At 36.9% G+C, this 24,507-nt stretch carries 24 protein-coding genes and 1 riboswitch; of the genes, 5 read left to right on the forward strand and 19 right to left on the reverse strand.

Features of this window, described 5'->3' with window-relative positions:
* Positions 1 to 148: 148 nt before the first annotated feature.
* Complete coding sequence (locus MHH88_RS19770) at positions 149 to 625, forward strand: hypothetical protein (RefSeq protein ID WP_024363961.1); 477 nt, start codon at positions 149 to 151, stop codon at positions 623 to 625.
* Positions 613 to 900 carry a DUF2653 family protein gene (locus MHH88_RS19775; RefSeq protein ID WP_103978015.1) on the forward strand — a complete coding sequence of 96 codons (288 nt, stop codon included), beginning with the start codon at positions 613 to 615 and terminating at the stop codon, positions 898 to 900. Before MHH88_RS19770 ends, MHH88_RS19775 begins: the two co-directional genes overlap by 13 nt.
* 260 nt (positions 901 to 1,160) lie before the next feature.
* On the opposite strand, the gene MHH88_RS19780 is transcribed toward MHH88_RS19775, so the two are convergent.
* The 5 genes from MHH88_RS19780 to MHH88_RS19800 form a co-directional block, all read right to left on the reverse strand.
* Complete coding sequence (locus MHH88_RS19780) at positions 1,161 to 2,780, reverse strand: S-layer homology domain-containing protein (protein ID WP_339260190.1); 1,620 nt, start codon at positions 2,778 to 2,780, stop codon at positions 1,161 to 1,163.
* A 104-nt stretch (positions 2,781 to 2,884) separates the two neighbouring features.
* Entirely contained in the window at positions 2,885 to 4,006 is a 1,122-nt protein-coding gene (locus MHH88_RS19785; RefSeq protein ID WP_339263132.1) for an endonuclease Q family protein, read from the reverse strand.
* 117 nt (positions 4,007 to 4,123) lie between these two features.
* Positions 4,124 to 4,294, reverse strand: coding sequence for a hypothetical protein (locus tag MHH88_RS19790; protein WP_176723185.1), 171 nt, complete (start codon positions 4,292 to 4,294; stop codon positions 4,124 to 4,126).
* Between the two features lie 167 nt (positions 4,295 to 4,461).
* Positions 4,462 to 5,244, reverse strand: a complete 783-nt coding sequence (locus tag MHH88_RS19795) for an ABC transporter ATP-binding protein (protein WP_339260192.1) — start codon at positions 5,242 to 5,244, stop codon at positions 4,462 to 4,464.
* Positions 5,245 to 5,249: 5 nt separating this feature from the next.
* Complete coding sequence (locus MHH88_RS19800) at positions 5,250 to 6,296, reverse strand: iron chelate uptake ABC transporter family permease subunit (protein WP_339260194.1); 1,047 nt, start codon at positions 6,294 to 6,296, stop codon at positions 5,250 to 5,252.
* A 147-nt stretch (positions 6,297 to 6,443) separates the two neighbouring features.
* Positions 6,444 to 6,638: riboswitch (cobalamin riboswitch) on the reverse strand.
* Positions 6,639 to 6,789: 151 nt separating this feature from the next.
* Between MHH88_RS19800 and MHH88_RS19805 the strand changes: the two genes are divergently transcribed.
* On the forward strand, positions 6,790 to 7,386 hold the full coding sequence (locus tag MHH88_RS19805) for a YdhK family protein (RefSeq protein WP_339260196.1): 597 nt from the start codon (positions 6,790 to 6,792) through the stop codon (positions 7,384 to 7,386).
* Between the two features lie 317 nt (positions 7,387 to 7,703).
* Here MHH88_RS19805 and MHH88_RS19810 read toward each other — a convergent pair whose 3' ends face one another.
* The 14 genes from MHH88_RS19810 to MHH88_RS19875 all read right to left on the reverse strand — a co-directional run bounded on the left by MHH88_RS19810 (position 7,704) and on the right by MHH88_RS19875 (position 21,476).
* Complete coding sequence (locus MHH88_RS19810) at positions 7,704 to 8,396, reverse strand: response regulator transcription factor (protein WP_069511340.1); 693 nt, start codon at positions 8,394 to 8,396, stop codon at positions 7,704 to 7,706.
* 6 nt (positions 8,397 to 8,402) lie between these two features.
* Positions 8,403 to 9,767 carry a HAMP domain-containing sensor histidine kinase gene (locus MHH88_RS19815; RefSeq protein WP_339260199.1) on the reverse strand — a complete coding sequence of 455 codons (1,365 nt, stop codon included), beginning with the start codon at positions 9,765 to 9,767 and terminating at the stop codon, positions 8,403 to 8,405.
* A 288-nt stretch (positions 9,768 to 10,055) separates the two neighbouring features.
* Entirely contained in the window at positions 10,056 to 10,598 is a 543-nt protein-coding gene (locus MHH88_RS19820) for an NADPH-dependent FMN reductase (protein ID WP_069510958.1), read from the reverse strand.
* Between the two features lie 63 nt (positions 10,599 to 10,661).
* Positions 10,662 to 11,279, reverse strand: a complete 618-nt coding sequence (locus MHH88_RS19825) for a nitroreductase family protein (protein ID WP_069510960.1) — start codon at positions 11,277 to 11,279, stop codon at positions 10,662 to 10,664.
* 108 nt (positions 11,280 to 11,387) lie between these two features.
* Entirely contained in the window at positions 11,388 to 12,371 is a 984-nt protein-coding gene (locus MHH88_RS19830; protein ID WP_069510962.1) for a ring-cleaving dioxygenase, read from the reverse strand.
* Between the two features lie 51 nt (positions 12,372 to 12,422).
* Positions 12,423 to 12,857, reverse strand: coding sequence for a MarR family transcriptional regulator (locus MHH88_RS19835; protein ID WP_339260202.1), 435 nt, complete (start codon positions 12,855 to 12,857; stop codon positions 12,423 to 12,425).
* Positions 12,858 to 13,050: 193 nt separating this feature from the next.
* Positions 13,051 to 13,518, reverse strand: a complete 468-nt coding sequence (locus MHH88_RS19840) for a YusW family protein (RefSeq protein ID WP_069510967.1) — start codon at positions 13,516 to 13,518, stop codon at positions 13,051 to 13,053.
* 133 nt (positions 13,519 to 13,651) lie between these two features.
* Positions 13,652 to 15,880: a YcdB/YcdC domain-containing protein gene (locus MHH88_RS19845; protein WP_339260205.1), complete on the reverse strand. Its 2,229-nt coding sequence runs from the start codon at positions 15,878 to 15,880 to the stop codon at positions 13,652 to 13,654.
* 125 nt (positions 15,881 to 16,005) lie between these two features.
* Positions 16,006 to 17,295, reverse strand: coding sequence for a glycoside hydrolase family 18 protein (locus MHH88_RS19850; protein ID WP_339263134.1), 1,290 nt, complete (start codon positions 17,293 to 17,295; stop codon positions 16,006 to 16,008).
* A 113-nt stretch (positions 17,296 to 17,408) separates the two neighbouring features.
* Entirely contained in the window at positions 17,409 to 17,948 is a 540-nt protein-coding gene (locus MHH88_RS19855; protein ID WP_339260207.1) for a hypothetical protein, read from the reverse strand.
* Positions 17,929 to 18,492, reverse strand: coding sequence for a hypothetical protein (locus MHH88_RS19860; protein ID WP_339260209.1), 564 nt, complete (start codon positions 18,490 to 18,492; stop codon positions 17,929 to 17,931). Before MHH88_RS19860 ends, MHH88_RS19855 begins: the two co-directional genes overlap by 20 nt.
* Positions 18,492 to 19,001 carry an RNA polymerase sigma factor gene (locus MHH88_RS19865; protein WP_339260211.1) on the reverse strand — a complete coding sequence of 170 codons (510 nt, stop codon included), beginning with the start codon at positions 18,999 to 19,001 and terminating at the stop codon, positions 18,492 to 18,494. Before MHH88_RS19865 ends, MHH88_RS19860 begins: the two co-directional genes overlap by 1 nt.
* A gap of 410 nt (positions 19,002 to 19,411) precedes the next feature.
* Positions 19,412 to 20,146, reverse strand: coding sequence for a hypothetical protein (locus MHH88_RS19870; protein WP_339260213.1), 735 nt, complete (start codon positions 20,144 to 20,146; stop codon positions 19,412 to 19,414).
* Positions 20,139 to 21,476 (reverse strand): ATP-binding protein, encoded by a 1,338-nt coding sequence (locus MHH88_RS19875; RefSeq protein ID WP_069510979.1) that lies wholly within the window; start codon positions 21,474 to 21,476, stop codon positions 20,139 to 20,141. Before MHH88_RS19875 ends, MHH88_RS19870 begins: the two co-directional genes overlap by 8 nt.
* Before the next feature lie 170 nt (positions 21,477 to 21,646).
* Here MHH88_RS19875 and MHH88_RS19880 point away from each other — a divergent pair, with 170 nt between their 5' ends.
* Positions 21,647 to 22,135 (forward strand): hypothetical protein, encoded by a 489-nt coding sequence (locus tag MHH88_RS19880; protein ID WP_339260215.1) that lies wholly within the window; start codon positions 21,647 to 21,649, stop codon positions 22,133 to 22,135.
* 506 nt (positions 22,136 to 22,641) lie between these two features.
* A complete protein-coding gene (locus MHH88_RS19885; RefSeq protein ID WP_339260217.1) occupies positions 22,642 to 24,390 on the forward strand; it encodes a methyl-accepting chemotaxis protein in 1,749 nt (582 codons plus the stop codon).
* Positions 24,391 to 24,507: the final 117 nt, after the last annotated feature.

A 24,507-nucleotide genomic window follows, 5' to 3' on the forward strand; every position in this document is an offset into this window, starting at 1 on the left:
GCAGTATGCTGACACTACTTGTTCATATATTGCAAATTTCCTAAATGACAGGTAGTGAATATTTTATTTTTCACTATAGTTCATGTAAAATTACTATTAAGAACTAGTTTATGACAAAACAAAAAAAGATTTTGGAGGAATGTAAGTAATGAAAAAAATTCTTGCTGCTCTTTTTGCAGCGACACTAATGTTTGCATCAGTTGGCGCAACACTATTAATATCAGACACACCAACTGCAGAAGCGAAATCATATAAGTCAGGTAAAAAAGGCTTCTCAAACAACAACAATAGCTCAAATATCCAAAAATCTCAGGATAATTCTAAAGACCAAAATAATGCTACAACAAATAAAAATAATACGACGTCTACAAACAAAACAGATTCAACTACTGCAAAAAAAGGTGGCTTTTTCTCTGGCGGCCTTATGAAGGGCTTAATGCTAGGTGGTTTAGCAGGTTTACTATTCGGTAGTCTATTTAGTAGTCTTGGTATGCTTGGTAATATTTTAGGCTTATTAATTAATATCGCTGCTATTGCTGTAATTGTGATGCTTGTCGTTAAAATTATCAATATGTTTAAAGATAAAAAACGTAAAGAACAGGAAGCTACACAATGGCACAAATAATTAACGAGCAAGATATTATCAATGCAATTTGTCTTTCACAGGCTTATCATAAAAATATTCGCCCTGAAGACGTACTTGTTGAGCTAACTTACGAAGATGAGACTGGCTTCGGCGCGGAAGTCGAAACAAACGGTCAAATCGAAGTATTGAATACCGCTGCTATGATTGGCGCATTACGTGTATGGATTAAAGATGTTCTACACGGCGATCCTTTCTCAACTGGTATTGAGCTTATATTAGATGATGAAGAAGGCATTATTGCCAAACTATCATAGTGTCTAAACCATTAGGTCTTTTGAGTTTGTCCAGATTATGCAAGCATTAATATGTGCCATCTAGTGAAAGACAACTCATAGTTCAGCGTTGATTTGACACTTATCCCTGACTTATTGAAGTAGAGTACCTCTACTCACTATGAAAACAAATAGCCGTTCAATAAATCTTCTTAATGGATTTATTGAACGGCTTTTTTTAATAGTTAGCTTAACCGTAATGACCTCTGATAGATTCGCTTTCAAGAAGTTCCTGATAAGGTTTATTTCAAACGTTCACTAAAGTTCACTAATATTTTAGCAGCATGGCTTCTCTTTGTTGGGGCTTCAGGAGAAAATCTTCCTTCACTTCCTGCAACAATACCAAGCTCATACAGCATTGTGATCGCATTTTTCGTTTCCTCATTGTAGCTATTTATATCGGTAAACGGTGTTTGATGTTTCACCACATATGTTTGGTTAAACTGTTTTTCATAAGCACGATTCATCATTAATGCTAATTGCGCGCGCGTAATAGGCTGGCTTGGATTAAACTTGCCATCAATGCCCTTCACAAGACCATGTGCATAAGCAGCGGCAATTTCTGACTGCGTTTCGGCATCATAGCTCGCTATATCTGTGAAAGGCGCTTTGCTAGTTGTTGTTAAACCTAAGCTTCTAACAAGCATCGCTGCTGCTTGAGCGCGTGTAATATTTTGTTCAGGTCTAAAAGTACCATCAACATAGCCCTTCATAATGCCTCTTTCAGCCGCTTTTTGAATGAACTCCCTTGCCCAATGATTTTCTATATCTAAAAATTGGACTTTACTGCCTGTTGTAAAACTTGCTGTTGGACTTTGAACACTTTCATTACCAGCCGCATCTAACGCTTTTATAGCAACAGTATATGCAGTATTTTCTGCTAAACTATCAAGTGTGATAGCAGTTTGATTGGCATCGACCGTAGAATAGAGCTTATTATTCAAATACACATGATAGTTCGTAACACCTTCATTATCAGTCGCCGCCAGCCATTTTACAGTCGCCGCTGTACTACTATTGACATTGACTTGGATTGCTGAAGATGCATCCCATAGTGCACTTGCTTTTATAGCTGGTAAAAATGCCTGCTTTGCTACCGCTAAATAACCTGCTTCACTTAAATGAATGTTTTCTGGATTTGGCAAAAAGTTAGGTACATCTTTCGCTACTACGTCATATGTTGGCACAAATATTGCCCCTGCTTTTTCAGCAGTTGTTTTAATAGAGGCATTCATGATACCTAAAAGCATTTTAAACTGTGTTTGCAAGTCTTCGCTATAATACGGGAAAGAATTATAATAGCCCATCACATAAATTTGTACCTGTGGATTTAACTTTTTTATTTCATTGATTATTGCCCCTATATTATTTATAGCTTCTTGGGATGCCTTTATAATGGCGGCTGTATCAATACCAGTTGTTGACGATTGTTTTAAAATTGGCAATAAATCATTAGCACCAGCAGTTAACGTAATCAGCTCTGCTTCTTGAATTGAAGTTCTAAGCTTTGCACGGTCGTTTGTATAACCAAATCCCGTCACTGGTTTTTCTACATCATTTTGTAAGTCTGCTAACACATTTTTAGTTGTATACCCTGAATAGGCAAACCCTTTATTATAGGATGTAAGTAAACCTTCTTGTTGTAATGCTTGTGCTACAAAATCTGTATAGCCTAAGCCAATGACGCCTACTTCATTCATACCATGTGCTAATGAATCACCTAACGCTATGTAATCAGCCTGTACAACCCAGCTTGGCGCTATGTGATCTTCTTTATTTTCCGCATTCGCACCTACAGGTATTGTTAATTGTAAAGCTAGCATGCTAGCAGCTAAAAAACGAAATTTTTTTGAAAATTGCATATACCCACTCCTCCTGCTCATCTACTAATTACTAGTTTACTAGATTAAGGTTAAAAGTGGGTGCATTATATTGTAAATACTTTGGCTAGCATTCTTTTCCTGCTCTATTTATGCTGTACCTTTCCATAGACACCTCCACCACCAACCTCGATATGTAATTGTCCCGTTCTCGCTAAATCAATCATTGTAGCTATTTTATGTGGCACAATTTCCTCGAGTTGCTCGGTCGTGATACGGTGTAAAATAGTCATTTCAGTCCCAAATGCATGTAATAGTCTTTCCATCATTTTCGGACCTAAACCTGGTATAAAATCGAGTGGAACTTGATGGATGTAAGGTGGTCTCTCACGTTCATCAACATACGGCTCTGATAGTTCCTTAATACGTGTCGCAACACCTTTAATAATTTTCGTACTTGCACAGGATGGACAAAGGGTAACATCTGTACTTAACTGTTTACCACAATTAGCACAAACAGTTTGATAATATTTGCCGAGCAATGGATTTAACCCATAATTCGCCACTACTGCCCGCCCGTCCTGTTCATGGAGCGCCATCTTTAATTCGCTAAAATTAGCCGCCATTAATTTTAGTTTTTGATATTCACGAGCCATTTTCCCAAGCGAATGTGCATCAGAGTTTGTAACAAATGTATAGGCTTGAAGTTCTTTTATGTTTTTGACCATATTAGTATCAGAACTTAAACCAAGCTCTATAGCATCTATAAGCTGTGGATTGAATACTTCTGTTAAGCTTATATGAACACCTTTTCCAAATAAACTTTTAAATGGCGTAAAAACATGTGCTGGAATAAAAAGGCCTCCTAATTCCCGCACTTTTTGTTGTACAGCCCGACCTTCACAATAAATACGTTGTGAACTTAAATGAATATTTTTCATATACTGGCTCATCCAATTAGAAAATTTTTTCATCACTTGAATAGTAGGGAAATAAGCTAGCACATGAATTGGTCCATGGCAGGAGCTATCATATATTTCGATTTCTGAACCTGGAATAAGCGTTGTTTCTTGAAACCGGAGTCCACCTTGCGATAACTCCTTTAGTTCGCCTTGTTGTAACATTATATTCATTTCAGCAATGACTTCTGGTGAATGACAATCAATAATGCCGATAATATCAAGCCCTTTTTTGGCGCTAGCCATCTCTAAAATCCGTGCTAATGTTAACGTTTTACTCCCAGTAATTTTCACTGCGCGCCCACTCATTGTTCGTCCAATATGAATATGTAAATCTGCATAATAGTCATGAAACAATGTACACATCTCCTTTTGTTTTATTATAAAATGAAAAAACCTTACATTGCTGCAAGGCATTTTCATGCATTAGGATGGATGGTTTTGATGTGCGCCTTTATCAGTCTCGTACGAACCTGAACCTTGGTTTGGCATTGCCGCTGCATCATAAGCAACTAATGTAACGCCAATTTTCTTTTCGAGTTCATTAATTTTTTCAAGCTGTGTGTGATCTAATTGTGCAAATTTTACTTCTTCCATATTCATCACGCATCCTTTCAAAAATAACGTTCCCCGAATATCTCCCAACTATACAAACGACCATTAGTTATTTCTTTATTTATATTGCCTAGTATGTACATACTAAAAAAGCATTCTACAGCGGAAAAGTCCACAGTCTTCGTACCCTTATGCTACGTGGAAATTGTTCAAAAATTGTTTGAGTGACTGGCACTTAAATAGGTTAAATAGGGTTTGCCTGTTAGTGGGTGTGTTTGAATATCGGCGCATACTCCAAAAACATCACGCAGTAGTTTAGGCGTTAACACTTCTTCTGGCGTACCATATTGAACGATACGTCCTTGTTGTAAAACATAAATGTAGTCGCAGTACATTGCTGCCATATTTAAATCATGTAAGGCGGCGACAACCGTCAAATGCAGTGTTTGAATTAAATCCATTAGTTGTAATTGATGCTGGATATCTAAATGATTTGTCGGCTCATCTAAAATAAGTATCTGTGCTTGCTGTGCAAGTGCACGCGCAACCATTACTCTCTTCTTTTCCCCTCCAGAAAGGGAAGTAAAACTACGTGTTTCTAAATGGGCAATACCTGTTTGAGACAAGGCTTCTTTTACAATATTAAAGTCTTCCTTATTGTCCAGCTCAAAAAGCTTTTTATGCGGCGTTCTTCCCATACTCACTAAATCTTTTACTAGAAAGTCGAACAACACAGGCGTTTCTTGACTGACAACTGCTAATTTCTTTGCAATGACTTTACTCGATTGCTTAAAAATATCTTGCTCATTTAATAGCACTGTACCGTTTTCTGGCTTTAATAAACGATACATATTTTTTAGCAATGTAGACTTTCCACTTCCATTAGGACCAATTAACCCAACAAACTGCTTATCTTTTATTTGTATACTTACTTTCTCTAATATGCATTGATCATGAATGGAGAATGATACATCCTTTGCTTCTAATGTCATAACCTTTAATCTCCTTCACCAAATGAATAATTGTTTCGACGTAATAGCCAAATGAAAAATGGTCCTCCACAAAAAGCAGTAATAATACCAATCGGCATTTCTTCTGGGGCTATTAATACACGTGCAAGTGCATCCGCCCAAACTAGAAAAATCCCCCCTAACAATGCACTTATGGGGATAACATGTTTATAATTAGAGCCAACTAGCAAGCGTACGATATGCGGAATAATTAAACCAACAAACCCGATGGAACCACTTACTGCAACGAGCACACCTGTCAGTAAAGATACGAGTACTATTAGCTGTATGCGAAACTGTTGAAGATTCACCCCTAACGTGACGGCCGCTTCTTCCCCAAGTAATAATAAATTCAAATTTCGATAGTATAGCCACAACAATCCAAATACGATAAAAAAGACAATGACTGGAATAAATAAATTACTCCATTTTGCTCCTGCTAGACTGCCTAACATCCAATACATAACAGCTTTAATACCGCCCTCTTCCTTAGACATCATTAACATAAAATTCGAAGTGGCAGATAAGATAAAGGACACCGCCATCCCCGCTAGTAAAAGGCGAAAAATCGAAATACGGCCTCCTACACGCGACAACAAAAATACCAAAACAATTGCAATAAAAGAGCCTAAAAAAGCTGAGACTGAAAGGGCGTAGATGCCTAAAAATGAAAACGCCCCTAAAATAATGACAGCTGTTGCACCGACTGTCGCTCCAGAAGAAATACCTAAAATATACGGATCAGCTATCGAATTACGGACTAGTGCTTGAACAGCAGCACCAGCAACAGCTAAACCTGCACCAACAACAGCCGCTAGGATAACGCGAGGAACACGGATTTGCCATATAATAATCTCTTGCGAGCGACTCCAATCCGCCTCTACAGAACTAGAAAAAAATGGCATTTTCGAAAGAATTACTTTCCATACATGTAACGGCGTAACTGACACAGACCCAATCATAATGGCCACTGTCATAGACGCAATAAGCGCTAGAAAAAGGGTCAAAGAAAATAACATAAATTTTTTATTCATTTGGTTATGAACTCCTTATCAATCATGATAAAGACGAAGCAATAAAAAAAGGCATTCTACGCATACATGCATAGAAATACCCTTAGCTAAACAAATTAGGAGAAATATCCATCAATTGTCCGTAATTGCTTGCATCCTCGTGGGCATTACAGGTATGAACTAACTGGCAGGTCTCCTGGCTCCGATTCATCGTATCTACGATTGCCTTCCCATTTAAAAACAGTGGCTACAATATCATAGAACTCCTCGTTACAGTTGCGGGACAGCGTCGGATTTACACCGACTTCCCTTTTAAGTGATGCTCGTGTTTACAAGCGTCACACCATTAGTATCTGAAATTTTAAAATTATGACGATTCTATCATACATCATTATCGTAGTCTATTATTTCCTTCATTTAGGAATCTAACTTTCCTCTTTTCAAACTAAATCCATCATTTCTGCACATTTACTTGTTACATTAAAGACACATCAAATCGAAGGAGGAAATTCATATGGTGGTAAATAAAAATCGGCTCCTAATGATAGTGGCAGCAATTGCTTTACTAATACTTTCAGCTTGTGCTGATAATACAGCGAAATCAGAATCTGTTCATAGCGACAAAACAGACCACGGCGAAGAGATGGATCATGGGGATGAAATGGATCATTCCATGATGAATCATTCAAGCTCTGGTGAAGTTCCAGCCACTTTAAAAACAGCCGAAAATCCAAAATTCCCTGTCGGCAGTAAGGCTATTCTTACAGATGGCCATATGTCAGGAATGACAGGAGCCGAAGCGACAATTGTCGGCGCTTACGATACGACAGCATATATTATTTCATTCGAGCCTACTACTGGTGGTAAGACAATTGAAAATCATAAATGGGTGATTCATGAGGAATTAATCGACCCAGGTGAAGCACCTTTATCTCCAGGAACAGAAGTAAAAACAGATGCTACACATATGACAGGCATGGAAAATGCGACTGTACGCATTGATGATGCAGTACAAACGACTGTCTATATGGTCGATTTTGCTTTAACAACTACTGGTGAAGAAATGAAAAATCATAAATGGGTGACTGATAGCGAGCTAGCGACAAAATAATGAGGTTGGGACAAAAGAGAAAAGGTGTTAGATTGATGGCAGTCAATCTAACACCTTTTTTGCTACGCCGTTGTTGTCCGCTACGGCGGTGCTTTCCGCTCAGCACCGTAAGCTGCAACCCTCGCTAACGCGCGGTCTGTTACGTCTTACATTGTGTGCTGTTCTGAGCAGGAGTCACCGCTTCCGCTACCAACAACTAGTGAACACTTCTAATTTTTTATTTATTGCAAAAGCAAGAAAAGATAAGTTCTCCATATAGCAAAAATTTATGAACACCTTTCCTCTGTTCTTTAAATTTTTTTAGTTATGTCCCAGCCTCATTCTAAAACCTTTTTGTCACCGCTTTTATGCCATTTATAGCCGATTCCCCACACAGTCTGTAAATAATCATCCACTGGAAAGCCACTTTTTCGAAGCTTATCCCGTAAATTGCGGACATGTGAATCAATCGTTCGGTCTTCAATTGCTACATTATATCCCCATACAGTGTTGATTAAATGCTCTCTTGAGAAAACTTTATTTTGATAATCAAGAAATAAGGCTAACATCGAAAATTCTTTTGGCGTTAAAGAAATCATCTCTTGGTGAAAAGATAACTCAAAGGATTCTTTATTTAAGCGTAGCCCTTCGAAATTAATAACGATTTCTTCAGCCTTTGTTCTTCTTAAAACAGCCTGTATGCGCGCTAGCAATTCTTCCTCATCGAAAGGCTTTAAAATATAGTCGTCAGCTCCAAGATTTAACCCTTTTATAATATCAGCCTGTTCCCCTTTTGCCGTAAGCATAATCACCGGCACGTCCCAAAACTTCCTTATTTCCTGGCATACTTGCCAGCCATCCATATCAGGCATCATTATGTCTAACAGCACTAAATCGATATGATGTTCTTCTAAATATTCTAAAGCATCTCTCACAGACGACCTAGCAATGCAATGAAAAGAAGGTTCAAGATACAGGGTCAGTAACTCTAACATCCTTGGTTCATCGTCAATTAATAATAATGTTTTCATTTGTTCCTACTCCTTAAACAATAATTTAAAAGTAGTCCCTTTGTTTTCCTCACTAACAACGGTAATTTCCCCTCCATGTGCTTGAACGAGCTCCTTTACAATGGCAAGTCCTAATCCTAAACCGCCATTGGCACGCGTACGAGATTTATCCACCCTATAAAAACGTTCAAAAATATAAGGTAAATCCTTCTGTGGAATTCCTTTTCCGGTATCTTTTATAATGATCGATACGCAATCATTGTTTCTTTCCACTTGTAAGAAAGTCGAATCGCCTGAGGAACAATAAGTCAGCGCATTATTTAACAAATTCAAAATAATTTGCTCCAATCTTATTGTATCAGCCAATAAAGTTAGGCCCGCTTCACATTGCACAAAAAGGTCAATGTGTTTTTCATGAAAAGCAGGTCTTAACTTTGCCTCAATACTTGCCACAAAGTCATCCAGATGAAGACATTCTTTGTTTATAACAAATGCGTTTTCATCCATTTTTGCTAAATCAAATAATTCTTTTATTAACCGTGATAATCGATTCGTTTCCTCAATAATAATACGTAAATACTTTTGACGATCTCGTTCCGATAAATCTCGTTTATAAAGAATATCTGTATAACCTTTTATAAACGTAATCGGTGTTCGCAGCTCATGAGCAATACTCGATAAAAATTCCTTCCTTTCCTCTCGTAAATGATTTAAGTCATCAGATAAAAGTTGAATAGCATTCGCAAGATCACTTAATTCATCTTGACCATTTGTTGAAAGGTCTACTGTAAAATCCCCATTACTCATTTTTAATGTTGCTTCTTTCATTTCAATTAATGGACGAGCTAGCTTTCTAGATAACACAATAATCACTACAATGGTCACCAATCCCGACACAAGCCCAACAATTAGAAAGTGTTTATTTAATCGCTCCATTAAGGCATGGATAGAATCTGTATTTTGGAACATAAAAACATAGCCAATGGTCTTTTGCTGTTTTTGAATTGGACTAACGGTCGCTATATACTTTTCATCTTGCCAATTGTTCTCTAGCACCCGACCATCATAAGGTACGCTTGCTCCAAGCTTCTGTAAATATGCTTTTATATCAAGGTGTTGCGAAGAAGTAGCTAAAATTTTGCCAGCACGATCTGTTATGACAACGTCTGTATTATCTCGGGATTCCATTAATACTATATGTGATAACGTTTCCTTTTCGAAATTTTGCTCCAATATCTTTCGATGCGAATTACCCGTTGTCTGCAAGTTTGTTAATTCTTCATCAACTCTCGAATTCGTCAAAGAAAGATGCAAAAATAACATCATAAATGTTTCTATGCAAAACAATGTGATAAAAAAGATAATGCCAAGCTTTAGTGAAAGTTTTTTCATCCTGTAACCACCTATAGTTCAAAATGATAACGTGTAAGTGTGAAGATTTTATGCAGAAGAAAGATACTTCTATTAAATAGTATAAAATAAAAACTACATGCTCATTGATTTTTCACCCTATGTAGTACTTAATGCAAATAAGAATGAGCCATATATTAGAAAGATATAGGAGGTACGTTTTGCTCGACTCCTGCTGGAAAAGCATGACACTTAAGACCCCGTAAAATGCAAACAACCCTAAAAAAAATGCTAATAAGTATGTCGTATACTTATTAGCATTCTTTTTTATTAAATATAATTTTTAACCCAATTTAAAAAGTTTTCAAATACTGAATCAAGGAATTTCACAGTTCCTTCATCTGTTAAATTACCTTCTGTATCAAATTTTGTATGAACAGCGCCAATATAAACATCATTACCACTTAATAATGGTGAATTAATGCCAGGAGAGAATAAAATATCTCGTAAATGTAATTGTGCTTTAACTGTTCCTAAGTTCCCCATAGATGCACCCATCATAAAGGAAGGTTTGCCAATCATTACTTTATCTACACGTGATAGCCAATCTATCGCGTTTACCATAACCCCTGGCACCGTTCCGTTATATTCCGGTGTGATCCACAGTACCGCGTCTGCCGCTTTTACTTTGGCTTTGAAATCCAAGACCGTTTGTGGTGCTTCATTTTCAATATCTTGATCGTACATTGGTAAATCTCGTAAGCTTAATACTTCTAGTTCAAACTTTTCTGTATAACGTTTTTGTATAAACTTTGCTAATTGCATATTATAAGATTCTTTACGGATACTACCTACGATTGCTACTACTTTCACGATATTTCCTCCTAAATGGTTACTGTTTTTAATATTGGTTAAGCATTTATATTTTATACTGCACTAATAATAAGTAGTAAACTCTTCAACTGGTTTACGATACCCTCTTAAACTCTGACTGCTTTCCTTTTCCTTACCGATTGTCATCATCAGTACAATTTCATGTGTTGCTGGCACATTGAATAGTGCACGCATTTGTTGTTGATCAAAGCCAATCATCGGACATGTATCCCAGCCGCGATTTTTAGCTGCTAACATAAAGAGCATAGCCGAAAGTGATGCATTACGAATGGCATCCTCCTTCATAAACGCTTCGCCACGTTCTTCGTAAAATTTCGTATTATCGTCTATAAGATTGTCAAGCTCACAGTTTGTAATAATACCTAAATCAACCATACCTTGACTAATATGAGCCGTTTGCTTGTAAGCTTCTCTATCTCCTAATACTAAAATCACACCGGACGCTGAATGTACTTTATATTGCCCATATGCAGCCTCACGTACTTTTTCTTTTAATTCTTGATTTAACACAACAATATATTCCGCGTGTTGCAAGTTGAATGCTGAAGGTGCAAGCTTTACATCTTCTAAAATGGGACGGATATCCTCCTCCGTCATTGTAATTCCCTCTATAAAATTATTTGCCGATCGACGTTTATCTATTAACTTTGTAAACTCCATTCTGACGTCCTCCAGTCATTCATTTTGCTTCGGTAGTACTGTGTACATTCATAATCAAGACCTGACTAGCATTTACTTTCCAATTGCTTAATGCACAGAGGAAAGTTATTATTCATATTCTTTCTCGAATGGTATCGTACTTCTAACAGTATCAATTGGTCGAACAAGTTCTTCTATTTGTGCACGCTTAGGCTCTAGGAAAGGTGGTAATGATAATTTTTCACCCAATGTTTCATAAGGTTCATCTCCCATAAAGCCAGGTCCATCTGTCGCCCATTCAAATAAAATTTGAGGTGCTACACGTGCATAGAGCGATTCAAAGAAATGACGGTTAACGTAACCAGACGTATTAAAGCCAAAGCCTTCTAAACGTTCTGTCCATTCATCTAGAACAGCTCGATCTGCTACACGGAATGCTGCATGGTGCACTGTACCAAACCCTTGACGGGCTACTGGTAAGATTGTGTTATATTCTACAATAATTTGTGCACCGTTCCCTCCCTCTCCTACCTCAAATAAGTGGAAGTCTCCTTCTGCTGCTATTTCTGTGAAGAGCATTACTTTTTCTAACATTTCTTTAAAATAAGTAAAATTCGCAACACGCACAAATATTGGCCCTAATCCAGTAATAGCATATTCAAGGGGGATAGGACCATCTTGCCAAGGTGTACCTGCGGCAACGCCTTCGTTGTTTTCATCAGATATAAGTTGATACTGTTGATCGTCAAAATCAACAAACGATACGGTCTGCTTACCAAACTGTTCTTTAATGCCTGTATGTTTGATATTTAAGCGATCAAATCGCTTTACCCAATAAACTAATGCTGCATCCGTTGGTACTCGAAATGATGTTTTGGAAATTTCATTTGTTCCATGTACACCTTTTGGTATGTTCGGGAAGTCAAAGAATGTCATATCTGTACCTGCACTACCTTTATCATCTGCAAAAAATAGGTGATATGTTTGTATATCGTCCTGATTGACTGTTTTTTTTACTAGACGCATTCCTAGTACATACGTGAAAAATTTATAATTTTCTTCAGCACTACTTGTTATCGCTGTTACATGGTGAATCCCTTTTAAATGATTCATAATTAAAAGCCTCCTATTTATCTCGAAATCGAGATATATGTGTAAAAAATTTTATTTATTAATAGCATTAAGACCGACCTTTTTTAAAGCCATATTCATTATTTCCAACTCCTGCTGGTCCAATACTTGAAAAATTTCATTTATCTTCTGTTCATGGAGCGGGAAAATTCTATCCATTAAAACCTGTCCCTCATCTGTTAACACTGCATACGTGACACGTCGGTCATTAGCACAAGCTCGTCGACAAACAAAATCTTTTTGCTCCAGCTTATCAATCACATACGTAATACTACTACTTGCAACTAAAATTTTCTTACCAATTACTTGAATAGGCTGTTCGCCATTATGATATAAAAAATCTAGTACCCCAAATTCCGTTTGGTTTAAATCGTACTGAAGCAAATCTTTTTTGGTTGCATCCTGAACAGATTGATAAGCGCGGAACATAATCGTAAAAGCTTTTAAATACCGATTTTCTTCCATCATAAGATGCACGCTCCTATTTACCTCGAAATTAAATATCTTTAATTCGAGATAATAATATCATAAAAATATCCTGACAGCAATCCTTTTGTCTAAAATTCTTCCTGTGGCATTTACACCGGACTCCAATTGAGTATAAAAGGCGTTGCAAAACATAGAAAATGCCCTATACATATTACCGTATAAGGCACGTCTATTACTTCAATCGTTTAAATTCTTTTTCTGTTCCATCCGCAAATTCCACTTCTACCTCAATGGATTGGTAATCATCTTTAATATTAAATACTTTAATAACCTGCTCAATTACTTCATCATTCGGTGTTGTTGAATCAAACGTTAGCTGCTTCAATAATGGTTCGACCTTCGTATAAGCCTCATCACCTTGTATTCTTTCATTGTTGCGATCATCTTTTAATTTAACCTCTAAACCGGTCTTCTTATTTTCATATTCAATTTCATAAGATTCTGTTGGCGAATAATCGACATCCAATGCAAATTCCAAAAAGTTAAAAGGTACTTGGTCAGTGACATTTTCGCCAGCTTGTTGATTTGTATTTTGCTCAGTTGGAGCATTTGCAGGTACGTCTTTTACCTCATCTTTATTACAACCATAAAGTAAACCTGTCGCTAATGAGAATACTAATAAGTTTTTATAAATTCGCATTATTTCCACTCCTTTTCTTGCATGTATTCTTCCCTAAAACCGCTCCAATTAAACGGCAAAAAGGTATCTCTTTAAGTCAAGAGATACCCTTTTCCTCCATCCTAAACAGATGGAAGAATTCATTCAAATTGTCCTAGTAGAAATTACGACTAGCATTATTTTCATGAATAGCACGAGCTAAGCGAAGTGTTGACACAGCTAAATCAGCATAACTTACTTCTGCAGTGGCATTAAAGTTATTTTGTTGTGCATCAATTAACCCCATCGCGCTTGCTAATGCAACATATCCTGTATATGCTGGATCGATAGTGCTTGCATCTGCGAAGTTTAATTTATAAATATCGCTATGCTTAGCAGCACTTTCTAAACGTAATACTCGGATATACCATTCAGCAAGTTCCTGACGAGTCAATTTCGCATCGACAGCAAATTCATTTGCTGGTTGTAATACACCTAATCTTACAGCTTGCTCAACCACTCCGTATAATGGATGTTTCGCATCAATATTACTAAAGGATTGAGGCGCTTCTTCTTCATTTCCATATGTTCCGTAATATCCATATGTTAATGATTTAAGCATAATTTTCAATGCCTCACCTTTTGTCACAGATGTATCAGCATTAAAGCTTGCTGGATCCTTTACTTCTAACACATTTTGAGCTAATAAGTAATTTAGTTCCTGTGCAGCCGTTGGGTGTGAAATTTGAGGTTTACTATTTGAATCATCTACACTATTCACCCATTTGCCAGTAGTTGCATCAATTTGATTGAAAAGGCTACCTTCATAAGTCGGTGCATACACTAAATCATAGTGATTATTATCCTCTTTATCTTGCTTTGTATACTGTAGTTTTAGTTTTAATGCATTACTAAATGTTTCCTTCACTTTATCTGCTGGTACAGCCTTACTTACAGCCGGCCAGTTATCAATTTTTTGTTGGTTAATTGATAATGAGCGCAATGAACCGTCTGATCCGATGCTTACATAAATTTCATCGCCAACAACAGCAATTCCATTGACTACGCGTGGGAAAGAGAAGCTATATTGCTTGCCATAACTATCATAAGCAAAATCATCTAAAGGTTTTGCATAGTTATGAATATAAGACGGAGCCCACTCTTTTAAGTAGTCGATTGCTTTTGCCATCGCAGCATCTTTAGTAATTGTTTCTGCTTTTTTATCTGATACCATGAAGTCTCTACGTACGTCATAGAATTGCGTAATTTCACCAGTTGCTTTGTTAATTTCAAGTGACGCACCAGTGCCACCACTATCATAATTATACATATAGTTTACAGAGTAGAGTGTGTCACCGTTTTCATTTTCTCTTTCATCAATCATCTCAATTTGCAATTTCGCCTTTTCAGGGTCCACTTTTAAGAAGGACTTTGCAAATTCCTCAACTTCTTCAATTGTCATGCCGCTTTTTCTCGGAGCAAGTTGTTCTGAAGATAGCTTTTCAACACCCTTAGCTTTTGGTGCTTGCGATACGAAACCATTCGCTGTTTGCCATTGACCAGTTAATGCATTTACACCAGAGAAGCTTGATGTTGGCACATACACTAGTTTGACATTACGTTTTTCAGATTGGAAATTATAGTCTACATAATAACGTAGCTCAACAGCAAAGTTCTCACGAATTTGTGCAAGCACATCTTGCTCACTCTTTTTCTTTTCTAAGCTATCGAATGTTGCTTTAGAAGATACATCTGAATTGCGATATACTTGTACAACTTCTCCATTAGCAAGCACGCCGATAGAAATGAAATGGTCACTAATTGCCACACCGTTTTGTGTTGGTGCATACGTATAGGAATAAGTAATTGGTTCTGATAATGGACGAGTGAAATTATAACCGTAAAGATAATCATATTCATCTTCTTGCAACTTATAATTTGCTGTATTCGGGAATTTCTTTAAGAAATCCTGTGCAATTTTTTGTGCATCTTCTTTTGAATATTTTGCAGGATAGAGCGCATCTGCAACATTCGCTGGCTGGTAATAGAAGTTTTCTAGCTCTAAATTATCGCCCTTAAATGTGATGCTACCATAGATATCTTTACCATTCACCGTTTTATGGAAGCTCAATTCATAACGAACAGTTTTATCATCGTTATAATAATGACCACTTCCAGTATAAAAATCATTGTCTGTTAAAAAATTGAACTTTTCTGGGAAAAGCTCACGTAATTTTTTAATAAGTGTGCTTTTTGTTACTTTTGTTTCAGTAGAGGCTACTTGAATCTCAATTCTCTCTGGAGCATCCTTAACATTAGCAGAAGCTTGTGCCATTGGAGAAAGAACTCCGACAGAAAATGCAGTAGACGTTAAGATAATTCCTAACTTTTTAAATTTACCCAAAATATCCCTCCTAAATTACAATTTACCATAATTATATATTATATTACCAAATTAGGGAATAGTATTTACAGATTATTTCCAATTAGGTGAGAAATAGATTAGGTATAACCTTATCCCTATCATTGTCATTTTTTCACCACATCAAAATTCGAACCTATCAATAGCCAATTTTGCGGGAACGGTAGCCCTAATTTCCAATAGCCTATACCTCTAAGCTTGTACTGCTTAATTAAATTGAATTTTGCTTGAATCGATCGCGCATCTTCAAACCAGACTACATGCGCTCTTCCTTGCTCGTCGTAATAGTCAAAGAAAGGTGCTTGTGCATTCCAATCATACTGAATCGCTGCATTATATTTTTTTGCAATCTCAATAGCCCTCTGCGGACTGACGGCCTCTGCATACGGACCACCCTGTACAAACGGCAATGTCCAATCGTAGCCATATAGGTTTTGCCCGAGCAATATTTTACTTGCTGGCATTTCCGATACAGCATACTTCACAACAGCTTCCACTTCCCTAATTGGTGAAACAGCCATTGGAGGACCAGCAGAATAGCCCCACTCATAGGTCATCAGCAAAACAAAGTCCACAATCTCACCATGCGCTTTGTAATCATGTGCCTCAATCCAAGGACCTCGCTGATTAGCACTTGTTTTCGGGGCTAGCGCTGTCGACACCGTATATCCCTCGGCATGGAACTGCTTGACTGCTCGTCTTAAAAAATTGTTATACGCTTCTCGTTGATCGGCTGGTAAGTTCTCAAAATCAAAATGTATATCTTTAATACTTCCTACGCGCTTCGCTTCATTAAGAATGTTGTCAAAAAGTACATCTTGCACAGCGGTACTTTGGAAAATATCCCTTGCTAGGTCTCCGCTAAATTGAAAGTTCTCTAAGTTAGATACAACCATAGCCAGAGCTGCACCTGTATCATTTGCAATTTCAGTCACACCATTTATCGGTGGTTTCTTTAGTGTTCCGTCCCTCTGTACCTCATAGCTAAATAATGCAAGATACGTTAAATATGGCGATGCTTCTCTTGCTTGGCTTAATAGCTCCTCACTTACCGCTGTTCCTCTTGGCTCTAAATATGCCAATGTCTCTGCTTTTGTTTTCGGTGCTGGCGGAATATAAAGACGCAAACCAACTGATAAAATTTGGTTGGGATGAATACCATTGACCTGAGCAAGTGTTAAATAATTGATGCCAAAGCGTTGCCCTATCGACCATAAGCTATCCCCAGGCTGTACATAATAAAAGCTACCTACGATTGGAATGACGAGCGCTTGCCCAACAACTAATCGATTGGGATCTGGAATTTGGTTGGCATCTACTATACTTTGAACAGTTGTTCCATATGCCTGTGCAATGCCATATAAGGACTCCCCTGCCCGTACAACATGTATTTGAATGCGATTTGCCTCCTTTTTACGTAATGAAACCATAGCTATAAAGCTTATGATATAAAACAAGAAAACATGTCATTTTAGAGTGTCAGGCACGCAAACAATTCTCACACAATTTGTTATCGTGCTAGGTTGCTTTTAAAGTATTTAGTACCTGAACGGCAATAAAAGATGAACAGTATAAAAGCTATAAGCTGGAGTAGGATACTTGTAGTAAGCGCCACCTCTTGCATATTGGCATCTAAGTTAATAGCAAATGATTGTATAACAAAACCGCATAGCATAAGCGTCATATATATTTGATACGTTCTAAATGTTTTCGCCTCGAAAGCTTTATTTTCATGAATATGCAATAACAGTTGAAATAGAAAATACATAAAAAGTATCAATAAAAATTGCATTAACTGTACTCCAATTTGTCCCAACAGCAATGTCCCCGTCCATTGGTCCAGTTCCACAACAAAAGACAATACAGTTAAAACTATTGCAAAGTTCCTCGTCCAATACTTTAATTTACGAAATGTTGGCAATAGATGAATGCCATAAGCAAAAAACATATAACCAAAGAAATCAGGAAAAATGTCAGGTAGTCCAAAAAATTTTAAATCTAAAAAAATAAAACATAATCCATTATATAAATTACTGTAAGGATCTTTCATCAACATTCCCCTCCCGCAATTGTTCTAAATCTCGATTAAAAAGTGATAGCAATAGCTCGCTGTCCCCTTCTAAAAATTTACTCGTACTGGAAAAATAAGTATCATGTTGAGACGGCATCACAATCGGTTCAGCTACACGCTGCCAATTAGCGTACACGAGGTTCCCCACCCATACTCCCAATGACAAGGCAAATGTCATAAAGACAAGTTTCCCTTTTGTATAACCTTTGCTAAACACAAAAACAATAAATAGCACTAGAAAGAGCAATACAAATAACCCTCCTGTCAAAAACATTGTTTTCTCTTGACTGATAATAGGTAATGCCGCACTCCTTATATCTAAAGATTGACCTGTGGTAATCATCCATAAAAAAACAAAAATAGCTATAGTCATAGGGACAGTAAGAAGTGTTGCGACAGTTATTTTTTTTGTTTTTAATTCCGGATTGTTTCCTAACTTTCGACGTAGGCTGCTTGAAAATGCTTGCTCTGGTTCAATATCGGGACGATTTTTTAATGTATCAAATAACTCACGGTCTTCCATCAATTTCTCCTCCCTACTTTTTTACGAAGTCTTGCCATTGCACGATGAAAATCAACGCGTACCTTCACTTCAGAAATACCAAGAATAGCTGCTGTTTCTTGAATTGTGTAGTCCTTTAACATACGACATATTATGATTGTCCGATCATGTGACTTTAATGTCATTAATGCTTGCTGTACCATTTGCCATTGCTCGTTTTTTTCAACTATAGTAGGAGGTTCTATGCCTTCTGTTAAAATAGGTTGTTTAATCAGTTTCTCTGTCAATAAACGCTTAATCTTTTGTTTTCTATGTATATCTACTGCTGTATTCCGTGCAATCGTTAAAATCCACGTTTTTACCTTCTCTCCATCCTTTAAGTGGTGTAATTGTTTAAGTACTTTTAAAAAAGTTTCTTGCGTGATATCTTCCGCTTCTTGTTTGCTATTTGTATAATAAAGGGCAAAATGGTAGACATCACGATGATAGGCATCATACAGTTGCTCAATCTGTAATTGATTTTTATGCAAAACTTCACCCCGCTTTCTACATTCCTTAATAAGTCGTTAGTATCCAATATTTGTTACACATTTTATAAAAATTTTAGCTCATTGAAAGAGGGTGGGACAAAAGAGAAAAAGTGTTAGATTGACTGCCATCAATCTAACACTTTTTCTCTACTCCGTTGTTGTCCGCTTCGGCGGTGCTTTCCGCGGGCACACACGTAAGCCGCAACCCTCGCTAACGCGCGGAATGCCAGCGTCTTACGCTGTGTGCGTTCTGAGCAGGAGTCACCGCCTTCGCTACCAACAACTAGTGAACACTTCTAATTTTTAAATTGCAAAAGCAAGAATAGCTAAGGTCTCCATATAGCAAAAATTTATGAACACCTTTACTCTGTTCCTTAAATTTTTTAGTTATGTCCCAGCCTTTTTGTCCATTATTCACCTACATTGGACGTAATCATATCAAATAATAACGGCACATTTGTACCGCGTTGCAATGAGTTACAGCCCTTCGTTAAGTGCGTCCAGCTTTCTTTCATCTTTTCCCTATAAGTTAGTGTTCCATCAACGGGCAAAAACTCCGCAAGATATTCTTTAATAGAGCCCGATAAATTATCCATAAATTCATCTGCTTTTTGCACTTTTTCTGTTGCGACTTCATTGCGCTCATTCCATAACACATGCTCTAAATTCGTAGCAAAATAAAAAAGTTGATACGGGACTTTTAAACGCTCAATACTAAAATGGTCGTTGGCAAGCAAAATCTTAACGTTATTCGCTTTCATTTCATTTCGCTGTTCGATTTGCTCTTTACGCCTCTCTGTTTTTACAAATATGGCATCTTCTGTGTAAAATAAATTTTGTTCCATATCTGATTTGATTTTGACAAACTCCGGGGCGATAAAACAACCATCTGCATCTGTAATATGAATAACTGCCGTTAAATCTTTTGCTAAAAACTTATACTTTTCAAGATAGTTATGAATGACTCGGCTAACACTATTTTTAATATTGGGGATTCTCTTTTTTGCATCCCACTTCGTCAAAATATCCTCTCGTTGTACATCAAAGCGAATCGTCGAATCAGTAAAATGTTCATCCAAAAAATCTTCTAAAATGATTTGCTCTGTTTGACCTTCAACAATAACTAATAGTACTTTTCTAGTCATGTTGCACACCAGCTTTTCTAAAAGCACGTTTAATTTTGAACGTTTTCGTTTCTTTATACACTTCCTCGTCCTGTCCGCCAAGCTGTATCGCACGCAAATAGACATCTCGCGCATTATTGACTTCTTTGATGCCCTTTAGCTGCATATATCGATCATTCTCATTTGTTGTTGTAAACCATAAGTTTTTAATCGCAAGCACCTCTAACACCCGTAAATTATGGGACGTAAAAATAAGCTGGCCTTTTCCGCCCTCATCAATCACTGTTAACAACTCACCCAACAAATATTCAAATACACCAGAATCTAATTCATCGATTACGACACATGCAGTCGGATTATTATAAACAGCTATTAGAACGCTAAGCACAGCAATGATTTTCAAAATTCCTTCCGATTCAGTTCGTAACGGTAATTCCCGCTCACCGCGTTTCGATAAGAACTCAAAACGTATGCCTTTTTCACCGTTATCTAATAATTGCTCTGTAATAACGTGAATTTTAATCGTTAGCCCTGGAATAATGGTCGACAATACTTGGTTGCTTTGCTCAATGACTTCACATAATACATTGAAAGCATTCTCTGGCAATAATGCTGGTCCTTTCAAATCGTAAGGAATCGAGCCTCGCGTTTTTTCTAAATGAATACTAAAAGGCATAATACGCTCTTCAAATAAAGGTGCAATATTTTGGTTATTAATAACATGTAAGTCCCGATTAAAGTCGACTGCTATATTACGAAGCAATTCCATTTCTAATTCTGATAGCTTTTCTTGTAGCAACGGCTTTAAATCTTTATGGAAGACAAAAGACATATATTGTTTTCGTGCTAATTGTTGAATAACAAGCGTCTTTATACGTATCTTTTCACTCATATCTCGTAAAGAGCTTTTTCGAATTTGAACATCCTCATCTGCGACACTTACTAACACTTTTGAGCGTTTTCCTTTTTCATCTTCCCTGTAAGTCAAGCGCTCTGCAATAATGAACAGTCGTTTTTCATCTTCTTGCAATGTTACAGAATAGTTGACAAAAAATGTTCCGAATTGGTTGTCCACTAGAAATTCAAAAACCAAACTAGCGGTTTTTTCCCCTGCCATAATTAAGCGTTTATCTTGTGATGGCAATTTTACCTCAGCAATCCAACCAGAAATAATTGTCTTCAACAAACTAAATGCGTCGACAATAGTTGTTTTCCCTGAACCATTTTGCCCATACACACCCACAACATTTGCCGTCATAAGCGAAGCAAAATTCACGGCTAATGTGAGCTCACCATTTCGGACATTTCTTAAATTTTGGATTTTTATTTTTTTTATTTTGATAATGGCCATTTCAAACATCCTTTTCAGTCATTTCTTCCTATTATAATTAAAATCGCTATATTTTATAACAAATATAACGATAATACCTGTTCTTTCTTATTTCTCTTATGCCATATGCCTATGACAAAGATAATATGGGACATATGTTAGAAAAGAAAAATGAAGAAAGGTGTGTTCTATTGGTCTATCCAAGATTAGCCCCTGAAGATTTTAATCAGCAATTCCGACCTGGTATGAAAATATGGGTCACGCTTCCTACTGGTACTTATTCCGGTACATTAATTCGAACATTTGGAAAAGACGGAAGAACTGCAGAAATTCAACTAGATTCTGGACAAATTATAACAGTTGATGTTAATCAAATTGCCGCAGCAGGGACAGGTTTGCCTCCTGGCTCATATCCACCTCCTTACCCTCCACCATATCCACCTCCTTATCCACCCCCTTACCCTCCACCATTTCCGCCTCGTCCACATCCACCACAACCGTACCCACCGCAACCATATCCACCATATCCACATCCGCCACAACCATATCCACCACGTCCATATCCACCGCAGCCATTCCCACCTCCTCCATATCCAGGCGGGCAATTACCAGGATTCCCTCGTTTAACACCTCCAGGTATTTCCGATATTTTACCTGGCATATTTGGTAATCCAAGATAAAAAAAGGCTTTCCATCCGTTCAGTAATGAACAAATGGAGAGCCTTTATTTTTTCTACATAGCAACGACCAACAACAATTTGTCCCTTGGGTTGCGTATAATATTTGTCCAGAATAATAAACACTTTATTATAATAGCTAGTCCCAGAAACAAAATATACTATTATTAGCGCGTTTTCTATTAATTATGTGCATAGACACCAATAAACATTGATATAAAAACACTATATATTATTTCGCTCACCGAAATTTCACACTTTAAATAGGAGGATTTTTGGGTTGTGAATCGTATTTTTTGGCAGTATAGTTGATTAATGTTAGGGGATGAATGGATTATTTTACAATCAAAGAAATAATGATAAAAAAGTATAAGGTAATTCCATATATTTGAATATCATAACAGTCAATTGTAACATTGTACTATTCCCATTACACTTGACTTTCGCATTATCGGCCGTCCCTTTTTCGCTTGAAATATGTCTTGTATACAATTTTAGGAGGAAGAGATATGAAGAAAAATAAGAAACAGCAAATGTCGATTAGCAAGAAATTAACCGTCATCATGGTTAGTATTTTACTATTATTTGGGCTAGTGACTATGGGATTTGCCTATTATATAGTGAAAAATAGTAATTTAAAAGATATGGACCAATCTCTTTATGATAAAGGGATGATTTTATCTAAGACAATAGACCAAAAGACATTAAAATCCGTACTAGAAAGCCCAAATGCTGACAATAATGATGTCCTACATTTAACGAAAGAAATGGATGCCATTAACGAGGAATCAGACATTATTACCAATCTCTTTCTTATTACAGTAGATGGTGAAAATATTAACGCACCGGTTCTTTCCACAAGCGTACTTGAAGTAGGTGCAGAATATAACCAAGATATGGTTGCCATGGGACTTTCCCCAGATTTTCTTGCAAGAATAAAGGAAGTATTTGAAACAAAAGAAGCAACAGCTACAGATATTTATAAAGATGAGTTTGGAAGCTATAAAACAGGTCTTACGCCTATTTTAGATAAAGATGGTTCCGTTGTAGCTGCTTACGCCATCGATTATGATGTATCTATGGTAAATGCCAAAGCATTAACAGAAGCATTATGGATTCTGTTAATTACTGTACTATTCCTAATTGGTTCTTCCATCGTGGTTTATACACTATTAAGAAAGAAGCTAACACCTATCCAACAGCTATCTTTACAATCTAAAAAAGTTGCGGAAGGTAACCTAGAGCTTGAAGCGTTACCTGTTCACTCAAATGATGAAATTGGCGTACTAACAACTAATTTCAATGTTATGATTGACAGCTTAAAAACAGTTATTAAAAGTGCAACAAATGTTTCTTCACGTGTTTCAAACTCTGCACAAGTTTTATCAAGCAATATGCAAGAAGCAACAGATTCATACAATAATGTAGCGTCGTCAATGCAAGAAATAGCTAGTGGTGCTGATTTACAAGTGCAAAAGGCTAAAGAAAGTTCTATTACAATTGAAGAAATGAGTATTGGTATTCAACGCATTGCTATGACATCCAATCAAATTTCTGAATCTTCTATTTTAGCATCGGAAGAAGCTGAAAAAGGTAATGATTCAACAAGCAAATCTGTTGCACAAATGAATGCAATTAGTAAGGCAGTTAATCATTCCGCATCATCTGTAAAAATGCTCGGTGAACATTCCGGCAAAATCGAAGAAATCGTCGGCATTATCACAGGGATTGCTTCCCAAACAAATCTGCTTGCATTAAATGCTGCGATTGAAGCTGCTCGCGCAGGCGAAGCAGGAAGTGGCTTTGCTGTTGTTGCCGATGAAGTGCGGAAGCTAGCCGAACAATCAGAAGCTTCGGCAAGAGAAATTTCTACGCTTATTACTCGTATTCAACAGGATACAAATGAATCTGTAAAGGTCATGATCCATGCTGTAGAAGAAGTGGACAATGGCTTAATTATGATTAATGATTCCGAAAAATCATTTAGCCAAATTTTAACTTCAATTCACCATGTTACAGGGCAAATTCAAGAACTATCAGCAACGATTGAAGAAATGGCAGCAGGTATGGAAGAAGTTACTTCAGCTGTTCAAGATATGGAACACTTCTCAGTAAGTTCTCGAGACAACACAAGAGCAGTAGCCGAAACATCAGCTAGTCAGCTGAATACCGTGCAAAGAGTTTCAGAGGAAGCACAAGTACTATCTGATTTATCAAGTGAATTATTAACTGTTGTAAATACATTTATTGTAAAATAATGATGTACTAAAGCACGGCGAAAATAAATAAAGAGCAAGTAATCCTACAACCTTGTCGATGCGAAAACATCGGCAAGGCTGTTTGTTAAGAAAAAGTAGCAATGTCTAATCCTATCA

Origin of the sequence: Lysinibacillus sp. FSL K6-3209 (genome assembly GCF_037976175.1) — a bacterium.
Lineage (GTDB): Bacteria > Bacillota > Bacilli > Bacillales_A > Planococcaceae > Lysinibacillus > Lysinibacillus sphaericus_D.

What these genes read in the sequence shown, in the direction of transcription:
- MHH88_RS19855 (WP_339260207.1), bottom strand. Translation starts at nt 17,948, where the DNA reads ATGAAAGATCCTTACAGTAATTTATATAATGGATTATGTTTTATTTTT.
- MHH88_RS19790 (WP_176723185.1), bottom strand. Translation starts at nt 4,294, where the DNA reads ATGGAAGAAGTAAAATTTGCACAATTAGATCACACACAGCTTGAAAAA.
- MHH88_RS19870 (WP_339260213.1), bottom strand. Translation starts at nt 20,146, where the DNA reads ATGACTAGAAAAGTACTATTAGTTATTGTTGAAGGTCAAACAGAGCAA.
- MHH88_RS19860 (WP_339260209.1), bottom strand. Translation starts at nt 18,492, where the DNA reads ATGGAAGACCGTGAGTTATTTGATACATTAAAAAATCGTCCCGATATT.
- MHH88_RS19795 (WP_339260192.1), bottom strand. Translation starts at nt 5,244, where the DNA reads ATGACATTAGAAGCAAAGGATGTATCATTCTCCATTCATGATCAATGC.
- MHH88_RS19825 (WP_069510960.1), bottom strand. Translation starts at nt 11,279, where the DNA reads ATGGAGTTTACAAAGTTAATAGATAAACGTCGATCGGCAAATAATTTT.
- MHH88_RS19785 (WP_339263132.1), bottom strand. Translation starts at nt 4,006, where the DNA reads ATGAGTGGGCGCGCAGTGAAAATTACTGGGAGTAAAACGTTAACATTA.
- MHH88_RS19875 (WP_069510979.1), bottom strand. Translation starts at nt 21,476, where the DNA reads ATGGCCATTATCAAAATAAAAAAAATAAAAATCCAAAATTTAAGAAAT.
- MHH88_RS19885 (WP_339260217.1), top strand. Translation starts at nt 22,642, where the DNA reads ATGAAGAAAAATAAGAAACAGCAAATGTCGATTAGCAAGAAATTAACC.
- MHH88_RS19835 (WP_339260202.1), bottom strand. Translation starts at nt 12,857, where the DNA reads ATGATGGAAGAAAATCGGTATTTAAAAGCTTTTACGATTATGTTCCGC.
- MHH88_RS19840 (WP_069510967.1), bottom strand. Translation starts at nt 13,518, where the DNA reads ATGCGAATTTATAAAAACTTATTAGTATTCTCATTAGCGACAGGTTTA.
- MHH88_RS19805 (WP_339260196.1), top strand. Translation starts at nt 6,790, where the DNA reads ATGGTGGTAAATAAAAATCGGCTCCTAATGATAGTGGCAGCAATTGCT.
- MHH88_RS19815 (WP_339260199.1), bottom strand. Translation starts at nt 9,767, where the DNA reads ATGAAAAAACTTTCACTAAAGCTTGGCATTATCTTTTTTATCACATTG.
- MHH88_RS19775 (WP_103978015.1), top strand. Translation starts at nt 613, where the DNA reads ATGGCACAAATAATTAACGAGCAAGATATTATCAATGCAATTTGTCTT.
- MHH88_RS19800 (WP_339260194.1), bottom strand. Translation starts at nt 6,296, where the DNA reads ATGAATAAAAAATTTATGTTATTTTCTTTGACCCTTTTTCTAGCGCTT.
- MHH88_RS19770 (WP_024363961.1), top strand. Translation starts at nt 149, where the DNA reads ATGAAAAAAATTCTTGCTGCTCTTTTTGCAGCGACACTAATGTTTGCA.
- MHH88_RS19780 (WP_339260190.1), bottom strand. Translation starts at nt 2,780, where the DNA reads ATGCAATTTTCAAAAAAATTTCGTTTTTTAGCTGCTAGCATGCTAGCT.
- MHH88_RS19830 (WP_069510962.1), bottom strand. Translation starts at nt 12,371, where the DNA reads ATGAATCATTTAAAAGGGATTCACCATGTAACAGCGATAACAAGTAGT.
- MHH88_RS19810 (WP_069511340.1), bottom strand. Translation starts at nt 8,396, where the DNA reads ATGAAAACATTATTATTAATTGACGATGAACCAAGGATGTTAGAGTTA.